Origin of the sequence: Zunongwangia pacifica (genome assembly GCF_023499215.1) — a bacterium.
Taxonomy (GTDB): domain Bacteria; phylum Bacteroidota; class Bacteroidia; order Flavobacteriales; family Flavobacteriaceae; genus Zunongwangia; species Zunongwangia pacifica.
The window spans coordinates 50166-68473 of sequence record NZ_JAKHSK010000019.1 but is presented as its reverse complement, the minus strand read 5'-3'; the positions used below and the strand labels follow the sequence as shown (position 1 = coordinate 68473).

Genomic DNA, 18308 nt, shown 5'->3' with positions numbered 1-18308 from the left:
CTATTCACGTTCAAATACTAAGATTCCGCTTTGGCGATACGTGATCTCAAAATTTGCATCTAACAACCATTGCGTTTTCATGTCTTTATGGAGTACAATCACTTTTTTTCCAAATCGATTGATCATTTTCTTAATTTGATCCAAATCATTTATGTCGTGATCTGGAATTATAAAAGTCGAGCAGGTTTTAGCCTCTTCAATGGCTGTGGTAAACTTTAAAAGCTCATGTTTACTTCTAAAGCAATTTCTGGCAATAGCTATAGCTTCTGAAGTTTCGTAACCCGTAATGTTAGAATTGGGATTTATATAACTTAGATAAATAGGAAAAACGCCAATCCCCGAATAGAAAAAGAAAACGCACTCTCCTTTTTCTATAAAATTAGACACTCTTAAATAGGACTCTTTATTTTCGGTAAATGCTGCTTTCGCCTCACTGTACACTGGCTTGTAACGATAATTATCCAATACGGCATCCTGATAATACAAATCTTGCTTGTAATAGATTTTATTCCGAATAAAACTACGAATTCGGCTAAATCGAAATGGCGGCAGCCCTTTTTTACGCCGATTTATAAAAAGCACATGAAATAACCATACCTGTAGCACAAAAGCTACTAAAACCGCCGAGAAAACACCAATAATCGAAACGCTGGACACTGATCTTAGCGCCGGATGTTTGGCAAAAATCAATGCTCCAATCCCTAATAATGTGGTGATTACCGAAATTAAAATAGAAGTCTGATAGGTTTTAAGTTCACTTTTACCGGTTTGATATTCTTTAAGACAGGCATTGGTGATAAAAATGCTGTAATCCAGGCCAAGCCCAAAAACAAAGGTTGAAATAATGATATTAAGAATATTAAATTCGATAGATAAAGCGCCCATAATCCCAAGGGCAATAATCCAGGTAATCCCGATGGGGAATAGTGTTAAAAGACTAATTTCAAGATTTTGGTAAGCAATTAAAAGGATCATAAAAACCGCCAAAATCGAAAACCCGATCAATTGATTAAAGTCGTTCTTCAAATTCCCTAAAAATCCTTCATTGATCCGCTCCCGGTCGATAATCAACATATGATCCAGATGATCAAATTGTGCAGTAAATTCCTGAGAAGGCACATCTCCCAAATTTACCGTTGTAGTTACCGTGGCAAAATCTTCACTAATCGAAATAAAATCGTTTAAATAAAGATTGGTAGTTTTCTGATAATCATTTAATTGCAGGTTTTTAAAATCTTTATTTAATAAGTGATAAAAATCCTTAAAACTTGCCGGTTTAAAGCCATATTTAGCAGACTCTGACAGGATTTTATTTTTAAGCGCTGAAGTATCCCTGGAATCCCAAAAATCCTTCCACTCCTGTATTTTTTTATTTTGAGTTTGCGTGGATAAGACTACCCCGCCAATACTACTATAGCTATTTAACCGGTGCTCTGTATTAAAATTTTTAAGCCTTTGGTAAACTTTAGAATTTTCCTGTAAGGCTTCATCGATCGTATTCCCGTAGCTTACCAAATACAAAGTTTTACCATTACTATTCGCAATATTCTGTATTTTTTGTTCAGCTTTTTTAATGGTTTCAGGCTGAAAGTTAATTTTACTCAGATCATTATTAAACTTCACTTTGGTGAAAAAAAACAATCCCAGCACAAACAATAACACGACACTAAAAAATAAAGGTTTAATTCTAAAAAACTGTATTGCAGCCAGTTTATCTAAAAAGGTATTTTTAGGTGTTTCGGTAATGCGTTTTCCGTAGAGTAAAGGAATTAAAAGTAAGGCCAAAAAAGCGGCAATGATCACGCTTATTGCCGCAAACATCCCAAGATCATTAAGCGCATCGCTGTTTACGAAAAGAAGACAGAGAAAGGCGGTAGCGGTTGTAAGACTACTCATTAAAACGGGAGTGGTTACTTCCCGGTAAAGCTGTGAAACATCGCGATTATTTCGATAATGTGTTAAAATATGAAGTCCGTAATCCAGTGTTATTCCCAGTAAGATCGAACCAATCCCTATGGAAATCGCCGAGATACTGCCTTTAAAAATATATAAAATCGCTATTGCGGTGAGCGCAGCGATAATTCCCGGAATAAAAAGAATTAATGGCACATAAATTTTGCGGTAAAAAAAGATGAGTAAAATCAACAATATCGAGATAGCGATACTTATGGTGATTTGTACGTCTTTTTTAATCTGATTAGCATTAGCAAGGGAATACAACACCCCGCCAAAAAAATCACCTTTTACATTCTTGAATTCTAAATTTAACTGCTGCTGAATTTCTTTTAATTCGGATATAAATTCATTGTTCTTATTGGTTTCTGAAGCCGGTAAGGTTGGCGTTATAAACAATAAAAGGTGCTTTTTATCCTTTGTAAGTAAGTAATTATTATACAACAGATAATTATCTCCTATTTGAAGTTCACGTAATTTTTCCAGTCCAATAGGTCCTAAGCTCAAAGGATCCTGAAATATAAAATTTTTGGTAACAATCCCGGTTGGGGAAATAATGCTACGATAATCTTCTTTTATCTGCTTGGCAATTGCAGTATCTGATAGCTTTTCTTTAATCTCCCTATAATCCTTTTCATTTAGAAAGAAAGGTAAATTCTGATAGACAAAATTATAAATTTCACGAACGCCTTCATCAGGAACTTTTCCCTGTATATTTTCAATAAAACCGGGTAATTTGGTGTGTACCGAATCTATAAATCTTTCCGCATAGGCTGTTAAATCCTGTGGTTGTTCTTCTTCTGAAGATATAGTAACGATTATTTTATCCGAAAATTCGGTTTCATTTAATATACGTTTTAAAACATCCTGGTCTTTCCCTGCTGGAATCAAACCGGTCACATCTTCTTCTAATGCTACTTTTGAAGCCAGAAATCCCACTCCCGCCACAAAAGCCAGTAGTAGTAAAATTCCCGGCAATTTATTTTGCTGAAAAAAACGATAGGATTTTAGAAAAAACTGATGCATTTAAGATTTTATGATCTGCTTTTGATTTAAAACCGAAAATAACAAATAAAACACAATCCAAACCAGTATTGAAGCAGTAATTGCCAATACTAAACTTCCTAAAACATATTGCCCAAGGCCTAGAAAAACATCGGTGGTAGAGCTAATGTGCTGCAGTTTTAAGCTCCAGTCCCAACCTTTTCCCGTAACCAATGAGCCTGTTTGAAAACTTACATAAACAATAATCGGAATAAAAGGCGGTATACTTATATTGGAGAATAAGAAGGCGGTAACCTTATTTACTTTTAAAAATGCGGCTAATACAAAAACCAAAAAAGTATGTACGCCCCAAAATGGTGATAAGCCCACAAAAATGCCCAAAGCTATGGCTGTTGCTTTTTTTGCCGGACTTTCATTACTTTTTACAATATCTTCTTTCCAGAATTTTTTAAAGCCTTTTTGTTTAAAATCACGGTATTTATTTCGGGGATGGATCCAGAAAAAACTCACCAGCACAAACCACATATAGAGCAAAACGATCCTTACGATATCCCAGAAAGGCCGGAAATGACTTACACGGTTTTTCTGATCGTAAAGTACTTTTATCGGTACATTTTTCACATCGATTTTTCGCCAGGTGGCTTTTACGATAGTTTCGATTTCAAACTCAAATTTCCAGGTATAAAAAGTAATGGAATTCATCACCTTTACAGGATATAGGCGGTAACCACTTTGGGTATCGTGAAGCTGAAAACCGGTAACCACCAGGTACCAGTAACTGGAGAAATCATTTCCGGTAGCACTTACCCCGGGCACCCCATCGCTTCCCATGTTACGATCTCCAATTAGAAGAATCTCTTTGTCTCCAGGATTTCTTTTTTCTAATTCCGATAAAAACACATCAAGATCGTCCGGGTAATGCTGCCCGTCAGAATCTATAGTAATTGCATAGTCGTAACCTAGCTCTTCGGCAATCTTAAATCCTTTTTTAAGCACCTTACCTTTACCCCTGTTCTTTTGAAAATTACGTACTTCGATTTGGGTAAAATGCTGTAATATTTCTCTGGTGTTATCAGTACTTCCGTCGTTTAAAACAATAATCTGGTTGGTATAAACCATCAATCCCTCTACTACTGAAGCTAAGGTGCGTTCATTATTGTAAGTAGGAACTAAAACACAGCAATTTAAAGCCTTAAATCGGTTTTGATAGACGCCGGAAGTATTCAAATTCATTTTTTTGCTTGCTGCAAAAGTATTAATTTAAACTACCTAAACATAAGAGTTTTATTAATAATCGAGATTAAAGGCTCCGGTACTTCTATAGCTTAATTTCCTTTCATAAACTAAAGAGGCTGGGTAAAATCTTTGTAAAGACGTTATACCTAAATTTCATATTGGTAGCATTTCGATACAAATTTTCTTGAAAAATTTACGCAATGATCTAAAACGTCTGTAATGATCAGAATCAATGTATTAGAAATTAAAAAATTATAACCAATAATTATTTCTTGATCCTTAGGTTGCTTATCTGGTTATTAAACTCTTAAACAGCCTTATAAAAGGCGCTGAATTTTAAGGCTAAAGCTTCATTCTGCCGTGCAATTCCGCGCACTTTTATGATTCCATCTTCCTCAGTGATATGAGATTCCAATATCAGATGATCACAGGTATTGGGGTCGACCACCGCCATAAATTTCACATTATTCGCATGTTGTAATGCTAATGATTTACCGGTACGCCGTTCAGCTTCCTCCTTAAAAAGCTGCATTAAAATTACACCGGGAGTAACCGGCCGTTCGGGAAAATGTCCTGCGTATAAGGGATGTGTTTTCTCAATGGAAAGTTTAGTAATAAATGTATCTTCTTGTTGTGAAGATTCTAAGACTGTATAAAAATCTTTAAGCAGCATAAAGGGAATTTAATGCCGACTAAAATACTGAAATACTTTAATAAAGTGTCAGGAATTACTTGATATACGAAGAATCGAAGCTTATTTTAAATGATTCCAAAAAACCTTGCTAAGAAATTCGGTATAAAAAGTGTAATTTGAAAGGAATGCTAAGGTCTAAACCCCACATCAACACCTTATGGCTGAAAAACAGCGGCTTTTATAGGTTTGTTGATATGCCAGTTCTTAAATATGATTAAGGTATAATCTCCGGTATCTTCCTGAAGTTTCACAGATTGCAGCATTTGATCTTCAGAAAAACTCATAATCACTTTCTCGAACATATCAGCCATACTTTTATTTTTAGGCGTAATTACAGCTTCAACCACGTTCTTTTTTTTACGATATTCCACATCAAAATTGGCATCGTCCTGTAATAGTTTTCCGTTAAGGCTTCCCGTGATAAGATCACCAAGTTTCGCAAAGAGTTTGTTGGCACTCATATCCTGTCTGCTTTTTTGACCATCATCATCGATATACAAAAAATCATTTTTAAAAAGTAAGGAGTATGGGAAAGGTTTGGTATACTGCCATTTTATGATATCAGGCGACTTATAATAGATTTTGCCATGAGAAGAGGCTTCTGCATCCATCATTTTCATCACTTTGGTCTGCTCAAACTCTCCATAAAGGCTTTTGGCCGATTCCATTTTTTCAGTAAGCTTTGATGGTGATGATTTTAAGTTCACACTGGTAAAATTTTGCTGCTGAGCAAAAACTCCAAAACTCCAGAAAAACAGGATAAAACTAAATATACGCATGGATTTTAAATAATTGATCGGGCCGTATTGCCTGATATTCATTCGATTCAAAGTGTATCAACAATTGTTCCAAGATAGTTACGGTTTGTTCCTTATTATCATGCAATAAAATTACATCTCCCGGTTGTAGTTTACGCTTTACGCGATGTACAATTTTGGTTTCATTATTTAAAATCGCATCATAAGTACGAAGGTTCCAACCAATTACCCGGTGCCCTGTTTTTTGTATAGCCCGTTTGGTTTTTGGATTGATGATCCCAAAAGGCGGTCTGAAAAAATGAAGGTTTAAACCGGTGATATCGTTTGCCACAATATTACAGGCATCAATTTCTCTCGCTATACTCTTGGAAGAAATAAACCCCATTTTTCGGGTATGTGAATAGGTATGATTTCCTATGGTATGACCTCTTTTTATAATTTCCTGAACAATTTCAGGATGCTTTTCCATTTGCTTACCAATACAAAAAAAGCAGGCTTTCGCATCATATTTATCCAGTAGTTCCAGGATGTGCGGGGTAACTTGGGTTGGACCATCATCAAAAGTTAAGCACACTTCTTTTTTCGGATGTTTTTTTTGATGATGGTATCCTTTTACAAACACATTCCATCGAATATTGGTAGAAATAGTGATTAAAAACACAGGATACAAGATTGCCAATACCGCTATGGGCCAAAGTGGTAAGCCGTTAATACCGGTATACATCGCCACAGCGATCAATAAGATCCAGATCAAGAAATTTATAATACAGAATTTCAAAGACTTCGGAGCAAGGTTAGACTATGATTTTTCCCAAGATACTGATTATAAACTAAAATCGAGGTTGGTTGTTTTAAGGGTAGATTATTCAATTTTAATTGCTGCGGAATTTCTTTTCTTTTTAGGATTTCAGCACCAAGCCAGCAGGCATAAGCGGTAACGGTATTATAATCACCTACCCAATTTTTATAGCCTAGCTGAAGCGTATTTTTAAATAGATCTTCCTGAAGTTGTTGATAATAATGATCGTACCTTGTATCCCCATTATTGCCTAAAATCACTACATCAAGCTCATCGATTTTCAAATCATTTTTCTTTAAAAACCAGCTAATTTCTTCCTGAAGCTTTTCTTCTGAAATATTTCTGTAAATCATACAATCAGAAATTTCAGCAAAAGAATCCTGTGTTCTTATTTCTGAAAGTAAAAAAAATGCAGCGCCTTCAGAAGTTATGGTCCCTTCCGACGAAGATTGTAGAATTTTAGCTGTATTTATTTCGCCAGCTTTTAACTGTCCGTCTAAATTATAAAAAGGGGTACTTATTCTTGCAATTTCATCTACACCACCTACCAAAACACAACGTGTACCCATCTCTTCCGTAAATTGAAGTTTCGCGTCGATTAAGGCTGATTCGAAAGATGCGCTATTCTGCGTATACGTCATATTATAACCGGTACATTTTAAATCGAGTGCAATTTGCCCGCCCACGGTGTTGTGCGTACTCTGGATAAAAGCTGTTGGCGTTAAAAAACTTTCATTTTCATCTAAAATATTCTCCAAAAACTTTTCGGTATCCTGTTTGCAGCCTTCTCCGGTTCCTACAATAATGCTGTCGGGAACATCTACTCCTGCTTCATTTAAAGCTCGCTTAGCGGTTACCAGCCCCATTTTTATGGCCTTCGACATTCGGCGAAGCATCATGGGTTTAATATATTCTTTATAATTTACTGAAGTTGCCGGAAATATATTTTCGCTGAACGATTGCAGGTTTTCAGTAAACAGATCCTCTTCCGTTTGGGCTGCGATGCTAGCCATTCCGTTAATGTACATTTTTCTACTCATCTTTACTGAATATTAAAGATGTACAGTTGCCGCCAAAACCAAAAGAATTAGATAACACATGCTGAATTTTAGTCGATTGTAACTCGGTTACCGGTCGTAATCTGGTATCACTAATAGCCGAGTTAAAATTAAGATTGGGATAAATTTGCTGATGTTTTATCGCCAGCAAACTAAACACAGCCTCGATCGCACCGGCTGCTGCCAGCGTATGGCCGGTAAAAGATTTTGTACTGCTAAAAGCCGGCATTTCTTTAAAAATACGGATTAAAGCCCGGCTTTCTGAGAGATCGTTATTTTGTGTAGCCGTACCATGTGCATTGATATAATCGATATGGTGCGGGTTTAAGTTGGCTGTTTCCAGAGCTTTTTGCATGGCAAGATAAGCACCTTCCCCATTTTCTGAAGAGGCGGTTTGATGAAAAGCATCATTGGCATTTCCATAACCGGAAACATAGCCTAAAACTTCTTTATTCTTAGCAAAGTCTGCCGATTCCAATACCAGATATGCTGCGGCTTCTCCCAGGTTTAGTCCTTTTCGTTCGCTATCAAAAGGTTTCGGAAAATCTTCCGAATAAATCATTAAGGAATTAAAACCATTTAGTGTAAATCTTGAAAGACAATCGGTTCCCCCCACAATAACCTGATCCAGGCGACCAGATTGTATAAGCCTGGCACCCAACATAACGGCATTTGCAGCAGATGAGCATGCCGTGCTAATCGTGGTAACATAATTATCAATCCCAAAATAACCGGCGATCTGTTCAGTGGTAAATCCCGGATGCTGTGCCTGTATAAACCTTCGATTGGCCGGATTGCTTTCATATTCCCGATAAAACCGCTCGGTCATATCCATACCACCAACACTGTTCCCGTTTACAAATCCAATATTTGTAAAATCTTCTATTTTAGCATTTTGAAGCGCTTCTTTTAAAGCTATAGTTCCTAATAATGCCGCACGGGTAAACGCATGATTTTTATCCAAATTCAATGCATCAGCAAGATCACTATTAGTAGATTTAATCTCCCCAATAGGTAAATTTTGATGAACTGTTTCCAGGATTTCAGGATGTGAAAGTCCGTGTTTTCCATGAATTAGCGAGCGGTGATTTTCCTCCAGATTTTTTCCTATAGCAGAAAAAATACCCATTCCGGTTACGGCAACGCTCCTACTCATATTTTATTTTGTACGGTTCGCTTCAATAAAATCTGCCATTTTATTGATACTTTCAAAAATTTCCCGGCCTTTTTTAGGATCGGTAAGTTTGATACCGTAATCTTTTTCCAGTAAAACGATAAGTTCTAAAGCATCGATGGAATCTAAGCCAAGCCCGTCACCAAATAGCGGTTCGTCATTTTCTATATCGCTCACCTCCATGTCTTCCAGGTTTAGCTGTTCTATGATACTGGCTTTTAACTCGGTATGCAAATCAGTCATAATCGGCATCGTATATTTTGCGTATTTGTTCTTCAGTAATTTCTTTTTTGTGAGATTCTGAACTTAGCCACAAAAATACATCATATTCAACATTGTGCAAGTTTAACCAGGCACAAAGCACTTTATTTGCTTTTGCAGATTCGATTAACTGCGCAGAATAATCGATCAATAATTTTGCATTAAACTCATCTTCAATAAAAAAGACATTTTCGCTTTTTAATCCAAACCGGATACTAATTTCTCCCAAAACAATATTGGGCAGGGTATAAACAAAAAGTGAAGGGGAAGGAAAATTTTTTATAGATTCCTGGTAATTTTGGTCACTGGCTAAACTAGAGCTGTTATTACTAAAAACAAGAGCGGTATCTTCTGAAATTTCAGCCTCTTCTTTCATTACGATTTCTGAAGCGATAAACCCCAACTTCGAAAGTCGGTCCATTTTATGGAATTTGGGATATTTTATATTTAAAAACTTAAAAGCAGCTTTTAAAAAGCTCGCAATATCTGCTTCCGAAGCAAATACCACTTCGCCATCAACAATGATTTTTCCATCTTTAATTCGCACCCAGTGATCTACACTTAGATTATTCATTTTCTCCTCCTTTTTTAAAGACCATCGCCAAATTACAGCCACCAAACCCTGAAGCTGTTTTTAAAACATAATCCAGGTTTATCGAATTTTGATAAGCGGTAACCACATTTATTTGTTTTGAAACACCTAGTTTATTAAAATGAAGACTAGGGTAAATTTCGTTATTCAGCATCATGTGTTTACATAAAATAGATTCGATTAAAGCCGATGCTCCTAAGGTATGTCCATAATAAGCTTTTACGCTATGTAGCGGAGTGGCTCCCAAATCGCTTCGAGTAATGGCAATCGCTTCCATCTCATCATTATATAGCGTTGCGGTACCATGCGTAGCGACCGCTTTAATTGCTTCAGAAGAAATCCCGGCTTCTTTAAGCGAATTCTGAATACTTTTAAACAAACCTTCACCGGTTCTTGACGGGCCAGAGATATGATTGGCATCATTGGCCGAAGCATCACCTGCTAAACTGATAGTAACCGAATCTTTTTTTGGGGTGTCACTCACCAGCATGGCAGCGGCAGCTTCACCAAGGTTAATGCCGTTTCGATCTTTGGAAAAAGGTTTACAGGCGGTTTCACTAAGCGCCTGAAAAGAATTAAAACCGGTAACGATAAACTTTGATAGCATATCACCCCCAACCACAACAGCCTTATTAAATTTCCCGGCATTGATCATTTTCTTGGCAACTGCAAGGGCCAAACCTCCAGAAATACAGGCATTAGACACCACAATAGGTTTTAGGCCAAACCCAAAAAAGTCTTTAATAATTTCGCCCAAATTGGATAATAACAAGCGCTCTTTTTTAAAAACACCCAAGTCTTCTAAAAGATGAACATTTCCTTTGGTGGTTGACACGATAAGTCCGGTTTCCATCCGGTTCAAATCCGGATTTTTAATCAGAATTTGGTGAACCGCCAACAGCATCATTTGCTCCAGTTTTGTAAAGGCTTTGGGATCACCAATGGCAGAAAAAGCTTCCGCCAGTACTTCTGAATTTACCACTCCGGCACAAATTGGAGTATCCAGAAACTCACTTTTATCAAATTTCTGTAAACCGGTAGTGCCGCTTCTTAGATGTTTCAGATTTTCTGAAGTGGTACAACCAAGCGGCGAAATTATGCAATCTTCATGTAAGTAAAGGTTCTTCATCAAATCAGCCCCATTTTCTTTTTCCAATCTAGAAAAAATGAAGGATTATTCCATACTAACGCTCCATTTTCATCTACAAAAACCTGAACCGTTTCCCCGGTACAGATCAATTGACTGTCTTTAAAAATCCGGTATTGATAAATGATTTTAGCTGATGCAGTAGGAACAAATGTCGTTTCGACCATAAATTCGTCACCGTATTTTAAAGGTAGCTTATGCTCACAGGAAGATTTTACGATAGGCGTTGCAAAGCCATTGGCTTTCGCGTCTAAATACGAAATATGGTGTCTGCGGGCAAAATCTTCGCGACCTTCTTCAAAATATTTCAGATAGTTGCCATGCCAGACAATTTGTAAAGAATCACACTCGCTAAAACGCACCTTTAATTGAGTTTGTATGTTTAATTCTTTATTCATTTAAGTAACATTGATCATAAACTTCCGGGCAAGTCTAAAAAGGAGGATTTTGAAAAGAATTTTATAGCTTCGAAGCCTCGCGGTAATGAAAGCAACGGGTAATGATAACAACGGGATCATCTGATTACCCCCTTAAAGCTTTAATCTACCGTTACGGTTTTCATTTCTGAAGTAGCGATCACCTGCTCGTTTTTATCTAAGGTTTTTGCCGTTACCAGGGTCACCTTCATTACTTCATGCAAAATTTCGACATGCGTGGTCAGTTCTTCCCCTGCTTTTGGTAATCTAAAGATTTCAACCGATTTGATCGCGCCTATAAACCCGGTTTGTGGTTTTTCCAGTCCGCTGATATAGCCCTGATAGCCGCGGTGCAGCGACATACTTTGTGCCATGTGCTCTATAAGGCCTGGTTCAGAAAAAATACCATTATCCACCAGGATATTATCATCCGGCACGAGGAAGCCCGTGATTCCGGTAAGTTTCGTATAATCATGCAACTTATCCACCATAACAAATGGTGGTTTCTGCGGAATTAATTTTATAATTTCCTGTGGATCTAAAATAGGAGCCTGAAGTAATTTTTCTGCCATAAAAATTGATTAGCTAAAATCGTTCCAATAATCGTAAAAATTATACCATTGATGTGGATAGGTTTTGACCATTTTTTCAAGATTTTCAAGATACGCTTTTAAAACTTCTTTTGGGGTATTTTTTTCGGGAATATAAGGCCTGGCATAAAAATGATAATGAAAATTTCGTTCGCGCATGATATGTACAAACAATACCGGAATATCATTTCTTACACCTAATTTAAAGGGGCCTTGTGGAAATTTAGCTTTAGCCCCCAGAAAATCAGCTTCCCAGGTTTTGGCTTCCTCCATATACCGATCTGCCGCAAATACCAAGAGCTCATTATTTTTTAGCGCCTGGTTCATTTTAAAAATATGGGATAAATCTTTTTGAAGCACGATAATTTTCACCGCCGATTTGCCGGTAACCGACTCCATATAATTTTTGATGTTTTCATGTTCAAAATCGCTAATCACCAGATTGATCACAGCGCTGGTATGCTGCTCGTCAAAAAAATGCTTTGCCAAATTAAAATTACCGATATGTGCAGTAAGCAGGATACCACCGCTATTTAATTTTCGAAGATTTTCAATATGTTCTATCCCATCAAAATCGAAGCTATAGCGTTCTTTCATTCCGGCCGTAATCAATACCCTATCTAATTGAACTTTCCCGTATTTGAAATAACTTTTGTATACATTTATAAAAGCACTGAACCCGGAGAATCCTAATCTTCTGCGGAAATAGTAATAGATGCTTCGGGTAGAGCTTGGTGCAAAGATGAAGAAATACAACGTGATAAAAATCAATAAAAAATAGGCCGGATATACCCCAAACGTCCGAATAATAAATACATATATTCGAATGCTTAAAAGCGTTCCGCGTGATTTTCCACTCCAACCTGCCATGGGTTATGAATATAATCCACCGTTGATATTAATGACTTCGCCCGTAATATACGATGCTTTTTTTGAGGCCAGAAAACTTACCAGCTCCGCAACTTCTTCAGCTTCTCCGAAACGTTGTAACGGAATCATTTTCTTTAATTCTTTTTCATCGAAATCGGCCGTCATATCTGAAGTTATAAATCCCGGTGCCACGGCATTTACCGTAACTTTACGTTTGCCGATTTCCTGCGCTAAAGCTTTTGTTGCAGCGATTATCGCGCCTTTTGCTGCCGAATAGTTTACCTGTCCCGGATTTCCTTTTACTCCCGATAAAGACACGATATTGATAATCCTGCCGTATCGTTTTTGCAGCATACTTTTTACAAACTGCTGGGTAACATTGTAAAATCCGTTTAAAGAGGTGTTGATCACCGAATGCCAATCGTCTTCTCCCATCCACATAAACAGTCCGTCTTTAGTGATTCCGGCATTATTTACAATAACTTCAACGACTGCTTCAGGATTCGATTTTTGCCAGTTTCCAAGGACATTCTTAGTCGCTTTGGCATCCGCAACATCAAAAGCTAAAAGTTCGCATTTTACATGGTTTTCTTCAATAATTTTAGCGGTAACTTTAGCCGCCTGGGTATTGGAATGATAATTCAGTAAAATATGATAGCCTAAATCCTGCGCCAGCTTTATGGCGATTGCTTTTCCTATGCCGCGGGAACCTCCTGTAACTAAAGCGTATTTCATTTATAAACGTCGTTTTCTTTTAAAGACTTTGTAACCTCCTTTATCGTTGCATATAACGGAAAATCATGTTGTTTTTTCAAAACTATTTTATCCTGAAATTGCTTAAAAACAGCCTTCGATCGTTCACTAAAGCCCTCTAAATCATCAATATATTTTATACCCTGTATAATCGCCATCATTTCTATCGCCAGTACCTGATAAGCATTATCGATCACCGTTTTAGTCATCGTTGCAGCATTGGTGCCCATACTTACGATATCCTGATTGTCATTATTATTCGGGATGCTATGCACATACATGCTATTAGAAAGCGTTTGATTTTCTGCTGTGGTGGAGACTGCGGTAAATTGTGCGCCTTGCAGACCAAAATTAAGTCCCAAGGTACCCAAATTGACAAATGGCGGGAATATTTCGTTGAGTTTGCTATTTAGCAGGTAATTTAACTGCCGCTCGGCCAACATCGATAATCGTGTAATGACCAGTTTTAATTTATCCATTTCCAGCGAGATAAAATCGCCGTGAAAATTTCCGCCGTGATAGACCATTTGCTTTTCTACGGAAACAATGGGGTTATCGTTAGCTGAATTTACTTCGTCCATCAAAATCTTTTCCGCAGCATTAATCGTGTTTAAAACCGGTCCCAGTATCTGTGGGATACAACGTAAACTATAATATTCCTGAACTTTCTCTGAAAAAATAGCTTCCGTATTCGACGAATCTCGATAGAGATGATCCTGTCGATTTTTAATGCGTTTACTATCCTTTAAGTGCTTCCGCATCATTTCAGCAATGCTATGCTGACTTTCATGTACTTTCGAAGCATTTAATTCTGCCGAAAAATGATCTGAATAGGCCGCCACTAATTCATTAAGCATTGAAGAACAACAAACCGACCATTCCAGTAATCGTCTGGCGTGAATTATATTTACAATTCCAATCCCCGTCATTACAGAAGTGCCGTTGATCAAGGCCAGGCCTTCACGTAATTTAATTTGGATAGGTTTAATATGTAACTTTTCAAAAACCGATATTGTTGATTTTCGCTCACCTTTATAAAAAACCTCGCCTTCACCGATAAGTACCAGGGCCAGGTGTGCCAGTTGCACTAAATCTCCCGAAGCCCCTACTCCACCATGTTCGAATATAAGTGGGGTAATATCCTGATTGATAAGCTGCTGCATGGTTTCTAAAACCGAGGTATGAACCCCGGAATATCCTAGTGAAAGCGTATGTAAACGCGCCAACATCGAGGCTTTAACATATAATGGGGCTATAGGTTTTCCGGTCCCTGAAGCATGACTTCTAATTAAATTATACTGTAATTGCAGGCGATCTTCGTCTTTTATTCGATACTGGGCCATCGGGCCAAAACCGGTATTTACTCCGTAAATCACTTTATCTTTCGCGAATTCCTGAAGAAAATGAAATGAATTTTCCGCTTTTTGCCGAATTTCGTTCGAAATTTCAAGTTTTTGGTTTTCAAACAAAACCTTTTGAAAATCAACTAATTTTAATGGAGCTTTGATGCTAAGCATAGTATTTAGAATAGATGTCACCGTATTGGTTAATCCGCAAATGTACTATATTTACTCGATAATCGAGATGAAATGCGCTGCGGCTTGCCTCGAATTAAAAACAATTTTATAATAAATGCTTCATGAATTTATGCTGAGCAGTTTATTACGAACGCTAATAAATTCCGTCTATTTCGAAAATGATGAAAAGAGAATTTACTGATATCCTAATCATTGGTGCCGGGCCATCGGGAATGGTTTCTGCCGGTTATCTTCAGCAACATAATGTTCAACTCAAAGTGGTCGAAAAACAACAATTCCCAAGGTTTAGCATTGGCGAAAGTTTGATTCCGCGTTGTATGGATAATTTTGCTGAAGCCGGCTTACTGGAAATTATCGAAAAACATGGATTTCAGAAAAAATTTGGGGCTCGTTTTATCAAAGATGATAAAGTGGGAGAATTTGATTTTAGTCAGAAATTCGGTGAAGGTTGGGATTGGACCTGGCAGGTGCCCAGAGCCGATTTTGATCATGTCTTAGCAAAAGAAATACAGTTTCGTGGCGTGGATATAGCTTTTGAAACCGAAGTTACTGCCGCAGATTTTAGTAACGAAAATCCCGTAATCACGATCCAGCATAAAGACGGAAAACAATCTGAAATCGAAGCAAAATTTGTGATCGATAGTAGTGGTTTTGGCCGCGTATTGCCAAAGTTATTGGATTTAGAACAGGCTTCTACGCTAGAATCTCACTCGTCTGTGTTCACTCATATCCAAGAAACGAATCGGCCCCAAGGGAAAGAAGGTGAATTGATCACTTTTGAGGTTTTAGAGACCCAAGTTTGGTTTTGGTATATCCCCTTCTCTAACGGAAAAACAAGTTTAGGTTTTGTGGCGCCAACTGAATGGTTTGATCAATTTGATAAAGATCCCGAAGTTAGCCTTACACAAATGATCTCAAAATTAAACTATTATAAAGGCAGATTTGATAATTATCCATTGGAGTTTATTCCGAAGAACATCAAACACATCGCTAAAAGCGTTAAATGTCTTTACGGAGATAAATTTGCTTTGACGGGTAATAGTGCCGAATTTTTAGATCCTGTATTTTCCTCTGGCGTTAGTTTTGCGACCGAATCCGGGCTTAGAGCCGCTAAACTTGCCTTAAAAGAGCTAAATGGCGAGCAACCAGACTGGCAAGCTGATTATGCCGAGTATATGAAGCAAGGTATTGCCGTTTTTTCCAGTTATGTAAGAGACTGGTATAATGGTGATTTACAGGATATTTTCTTTCATAAGTCTCCTAATCCCGAGTTTAAGCGACAAATTTGTGCGGTTTTAGCGGGTTATGTTTGGAATACGGACAATCCATTTGTCAAAAAACACGAGCGCATTATCGGTGCGGTGGCAAAATTTATACAACTGGAAAATTGATAAATTTTTATTGAATTTTAACTTACTGATAAAAAGAATCTTAAGGCCAAAATGAACGGAAGTACCGAAAAATAAAGAGAAAAAAGCGACAAAAGGTTTGCAGGCTTCGTAAGTTTGATATACATTTGCAACCGCAAAAATGCTTGCGAAACGTTCTTTTTAAGACTAAACGGAGAGGTGGCAGAGTGGTAATGCAGCAGCCTGCTAAGCTGTCATCCTTTTTGGATGCCTGGGTTCGAATCCCAGTCTCTCCGCTTCATCGCGTCCAAGTCGCGATTCATAAATAACTCGGGGTGTAGCGTAGCCCGGTCATCGCGCCTGCTTTGGGAGCAGGAGGTCGCAGGTTCGAATCCTGCCACCCCGACAATTACGGTGTCAATGGACACCAAATTATAGCTAATCTTATGAAAATCAAGGATTTTCATTTTTCTTGAAATCCTAAGATTGGCTTTAATATCAATTCAAAGGTTACCTATTCGGTTACCTAAATTGTTACCAGAATTTTTACTACATTGGTAATTCAATATACTTGACTTTCGCAGCGATTTGACTTTCGTAAACAAATCGATTATTCACTTAAAGCGAGAGTTTATGCAGACTTCAAAGACTTTTACCATTCATTTTTGGCTGAGTATGGCCAAGAAAAAAGATGATTTCGCCCCCATTTATGCCCGAATCACGGTCGATGGAAAACGTGCAGAAATCAGTTTAAAACGATTTACATCGGTTACCTATTGGGATACCCGTTCCAAAAGGTCAACACTTAGGACTTCCGATGGCAAGGCACTAAATGTTTACCTTGACCAAGTGTATTCCGATTTGTTGGCTTGCCACAAACAGCTTCTGGGCGAATCCAAATATGTTACCGCCCAAGCAATCAAGGCCCGTTACCTTGGGGAAGATGAACAGCACAAATCGCTGCTTCAACTGGTTACCTACCACAACAAGAATATGGTTTCGGTACTCAAGCCGGGAACGCTGAAAAATTATTTCACTACGGAACGCTACATTAAAAGGTATTTGAAGCACAAATTGAAAACCAATGACGTTTTCCTGAAACATCTTTCCTATAAATTCATCATTGACTTTGAACAGTTCCTGCGCAACGGAAAATCCATAAACCGTTCCCAGCCCCTAAAGAACAACGGGGTTATGAAACATCTGGAACGTTTGAAAAAGATGATGAACCTTGCACTTCGATTGGAATGGATCGAGAAAGACCCTTTTGTGAGATTCTCGCTAAAGTTCACAAAACACCAACGGGCATTTTTATCCCAGTCGGAACTTGAAGTTTTGGAATCCGGTAAGCTTTCCAAAGGGATGCACCAGAAAACAAGGGACGTTTTTGTTTTTGCCTGTTATACGGGCTTGTCCTATATTGATGTGAAATTGCTCTGTGATGACCATATTGTACGTGGCATTGATGGGGATTACTGGATATTTACTAAGAGGGAAAAGAACGGTGAGGCGGTTAAAATCCCCCTGTTGGATAAAGCCCTTGACATCCTGAAAAAGTATGACCAAGAACCTAAAGGCAAGCAAGAAGAACTGTTGCCGGTGTTTTCCAATCAGAAAATCAACAAGTATTTGAAGGAAATTGCGGCAATTCTAAAAATTAATAAAAAGCTTACGTTCCACGCGGCAAGGCATACGTTTGCAACCACCGTCACGCTTTCCAACGGGGTGCCCATTGAGACCGTTTCAAAATTGTTGGGGCATACAAAGCTTTCCACAACGCAAATCTACGCGAGGGTCATCGAACAAAAAGTGTCATCGGATATGCGTTCGTTGCGCAGTAAATTAAACACCACGGACAAGGCCGAAACAAGGGTGCATTATCAATAATTCGGTTTGTAAAATTCCTTTTAGGTTCTAATCCAGTCGGCACTCTTATTTTTTCTTGCCTGATCCCTTGCAGATTTCAGTTTTTATTGAGCCATAAATTTCTGCGTTAAGTCATTTTATTTTTCGGTCAGCTGAGGCCACCAAAACCAAACCGTGGGCAAATGTAGCCACATCCACCGCTTGTTCAAGGTCAAGCCCTTCGGGATGCCGAACATTTTTCTGCGAAAA

17 protein-coding genes and 2 tRNA genes are annotated in these 18308 nt (G+C 37.9%); 4 read left to right on the top strand and 15 right to left on the bottom strand.

All coding sequences use genetic code 11. The annotated features are described in order from the left end of the window. From L1967_RS13680 to flxA, 15 genes are all read right to left on the bottom strand, one after another. Positions 1–2979, bottom strand: a complete 2979-nt coding sequence (locus L1967_RS13680) for an MMPL family transporter (RefSeq protein WP_249602067.1) — start codon at positions 2977–2979, stop codon at positions 1–3. Continuing rightward, the gene (locus tag L1967_RS13675) at positions 2980–4191 is read right to left on the bottom strand and encodes a DUF2062 domain-containing protein (RefSeq protein ID WP_228251430.1); all 1212 of its coding nucleotides are present in this window, start codon (positions 4189–4191) and stop codon (positions 2980–2982) included. It abuts the gene before it with no gap. A gap of 310 nt (positions 4192–4501) precedes the next feature. Further along, positions 4502–4867: an ApeI family dehydratase gene (locus L1967_RS13670; protein ID WP_228251429.1), complete on the bottom strand. Its 366-nt coding sequence runs from the start codon at positions 4865–4867 to the stop codon at positions 4502–4504. 176 nt (positions 4868–5043) lie between these two features. Then, positions 5044–5667: a flexirubin biosynthesis/transport protein LolA2 gene (lolA2, locus tag L1967_RS13665; RefSeq protein ID WP_228251428.1), complete on the bottom strand. Its 624-nt coding sequence runs from the start codon at positions 5665–5667 to the stop codon at positions 5044–5046. After that, complete coding sequence (locus L1967_RS13660; protein WP_228251427.1) at positions 5654–6400, bottom strand: polysaccharide deacetylase family protein; 747 nt, start codon at positions 6398–6400, stop codon at positions 5654–5656. The genes lolA2 and L1967_RS13660 overlap by 14 nt, the downstream gene beginning before the upstream one ends. A 20-nt stretch (positions 6401–6420) precedes the next feature. Continuing rightward, on the bottom strand, positions 6421–7485 hold the full coding sequence (locus L1967_RS13655; RefSeq protein WP_228251426.1) for a beta-ketoacyl synthase N-terminal-like domain-containing protein: 1065 nt from the start codon (positions 7483–7485) through the stop codon (positions 6421–6423). Next, positions 7478–8659 carry a beta-ketoacyl-[acyl-carrier-protein] synthase family protein gene (locus tag L1967_RS13650; RefSeq protein ID WP_228251425.1) on the bottom strand — a complete coding sequence of 394 codons (1182 nt, stop codon included), beginning with the start codon at positions 8657–8659 and terminating at the stop codon, positions 7478–7480. Before L1967_RS13650 ends, L1967_RS13655 begins: the two co-directional genes overlap by 8 nt. A gap of 3 nt (positions 8660–8662) precedes the next feature. Then, positions 8663–8920: a phosphopantetheine-binding protein gene (locus L1967_RS13645; protein ID WP_013072188.1), complete on the bottom strand. Its 258-nt coding sequence runs from the start codon at positions 8918–8920 to the stop codon at positions 8663–8665. Next, on the bottom strand, positions 8913–9512 hold the full coding sequence (locus tag L1967_RS13640; protein ID WP_228251424.1) for a 3-oxoacyl-ACP synthase: 600 nt from the start codon (positions 9510–9512) through the stop codon (positions 8913–8915). The genes L1967_RS13645 and L1967_RS13640 overlap by 8 nt, the downstream gene beginning before the upstream one ends. Beyond that, positions 9505–10659: a beta-ketoacyl-[acyl-carrier-protein] synthase family protein gene (locus tag L1967_RS13635; RefSeq protein ID WP_228251423.1), complete on the bottom strand. Its 1155-nt coding sequence runs from the start codon at positions 10657–10659 to the stop codon at positions 9505–9507. Before L1967_RS13635 ends, L1967_RS13640 begins: the two co-directional genes overlap by 8 nt. Beyond that, the gene (locus L1967_RS13630) at positions 10659–11075 is read right to left on the bottom strand and encodes an acyl-CoA thioesterase (protein WP_013072191.1); all 417 of its coding nucleotides are present in this window, start codon (positions 11073–11075) and stop codon (positions 10659–10661) included. The genes L1967_RS13635 and L1967_RS13630 overlap by 1 nt, the downstream gene beginning before the upstream one ends. Before the next feature lie 140 nt (positions 11076–11215). Next, positions 11216–11665, bottom strand: a complete 450-nt coding sequence (locus L1967_RS13625; RefSeq protein WP_228251422.1) for a hotdog family protein — start codon at positions 11663–11665, stop codon at positions 11216–11218. Between the two features lie 9 nt (positions 11666–11674). Further along, on the bottom strand, positions 11675–12553 hold the full coding sequence (locus tag L1967_RS13620) for an LpxL/LpxP family acyltransferase (protein WP_228251421.1): 879 nt from the start codon (positions 12551–12553) through the stop codon (positions 11675–11677). A gap of 3 nt (positions 12554–12556) precedes the next feature. Then, the gene (gene flxB / locus L1967_RS13615; RefSeq protein ID WP_228251420.1) at positions 12557–13288 is read right to left on the bottom strand and encodes a flexirubin biosynthesis SDR family reductase FlxB; all 732 of its coding nucleotides are present in this window, start codon (positions 13286–13288) and stop codon (positions 12557–12559) included. Next, positions 13285–14823, bottom strand: coding sequence for a flexirubin biosynthesis tyrosine ammonia-lyase FlxA (gene flxA, locus L1967_RS13610; RefSeq protein ID WP_249602066.1), 1539 nt, complete (start codon positions 14821–14823; stop codon positions 13285–13287). Before flxA ends, flxB begins: the two co-directional genes overlap by 4 nt. Positions 14824–15005: 182 nt before the next feature. Here flxA and L1967_RS13605 point away from each other — a divergent pair, with 182 nt between their 5' ends. The 4 genes from L1967_RS13605 (at position 15006) to L1967_RS13590 (ending at position 18080) form a co-directional block, all read left to right on the top strand. Further along, positions 15006–16235 carry an NAD(P)/FAD-dependent oxidoreductase gene (locus tag L1967_RS13605; protein ID WP_249602082.1) on the top strand — a complete coding sequence of 410 codons (1230 nt, stop codon included), beginning with the start codon at positions 15006–15008 and terminating at the stop codon, positions 16233–16235. A gap of 171 nt (positions 16236–16406) precedes the next feature. Then, positions 16407–16489: transfer RNA gene (locus tag L1967_RS13600), tRNA-Ser, on the top strand. 35 nt (positions 16490–16524) lie between these two features. Next, positions 16525–16599 (top strand) — tRNA-Pro (locus tag L1967_RS13595). 227 nt (positions 16600–16826) lie between these two features. Continuing rightward, positions 16827–18080: a site-specific integrase gene (locus L1967_RS13590; RefSeq protein ID WP_094998156.1), complete on the top strand. Its 1254-nt coding sequence runs from the start codon at positions 16827–16829 to the stop codon at positions 18078–18080. The last annotated feature ends 228 nt before the right edge of the window (positions 18081–18308 follow it).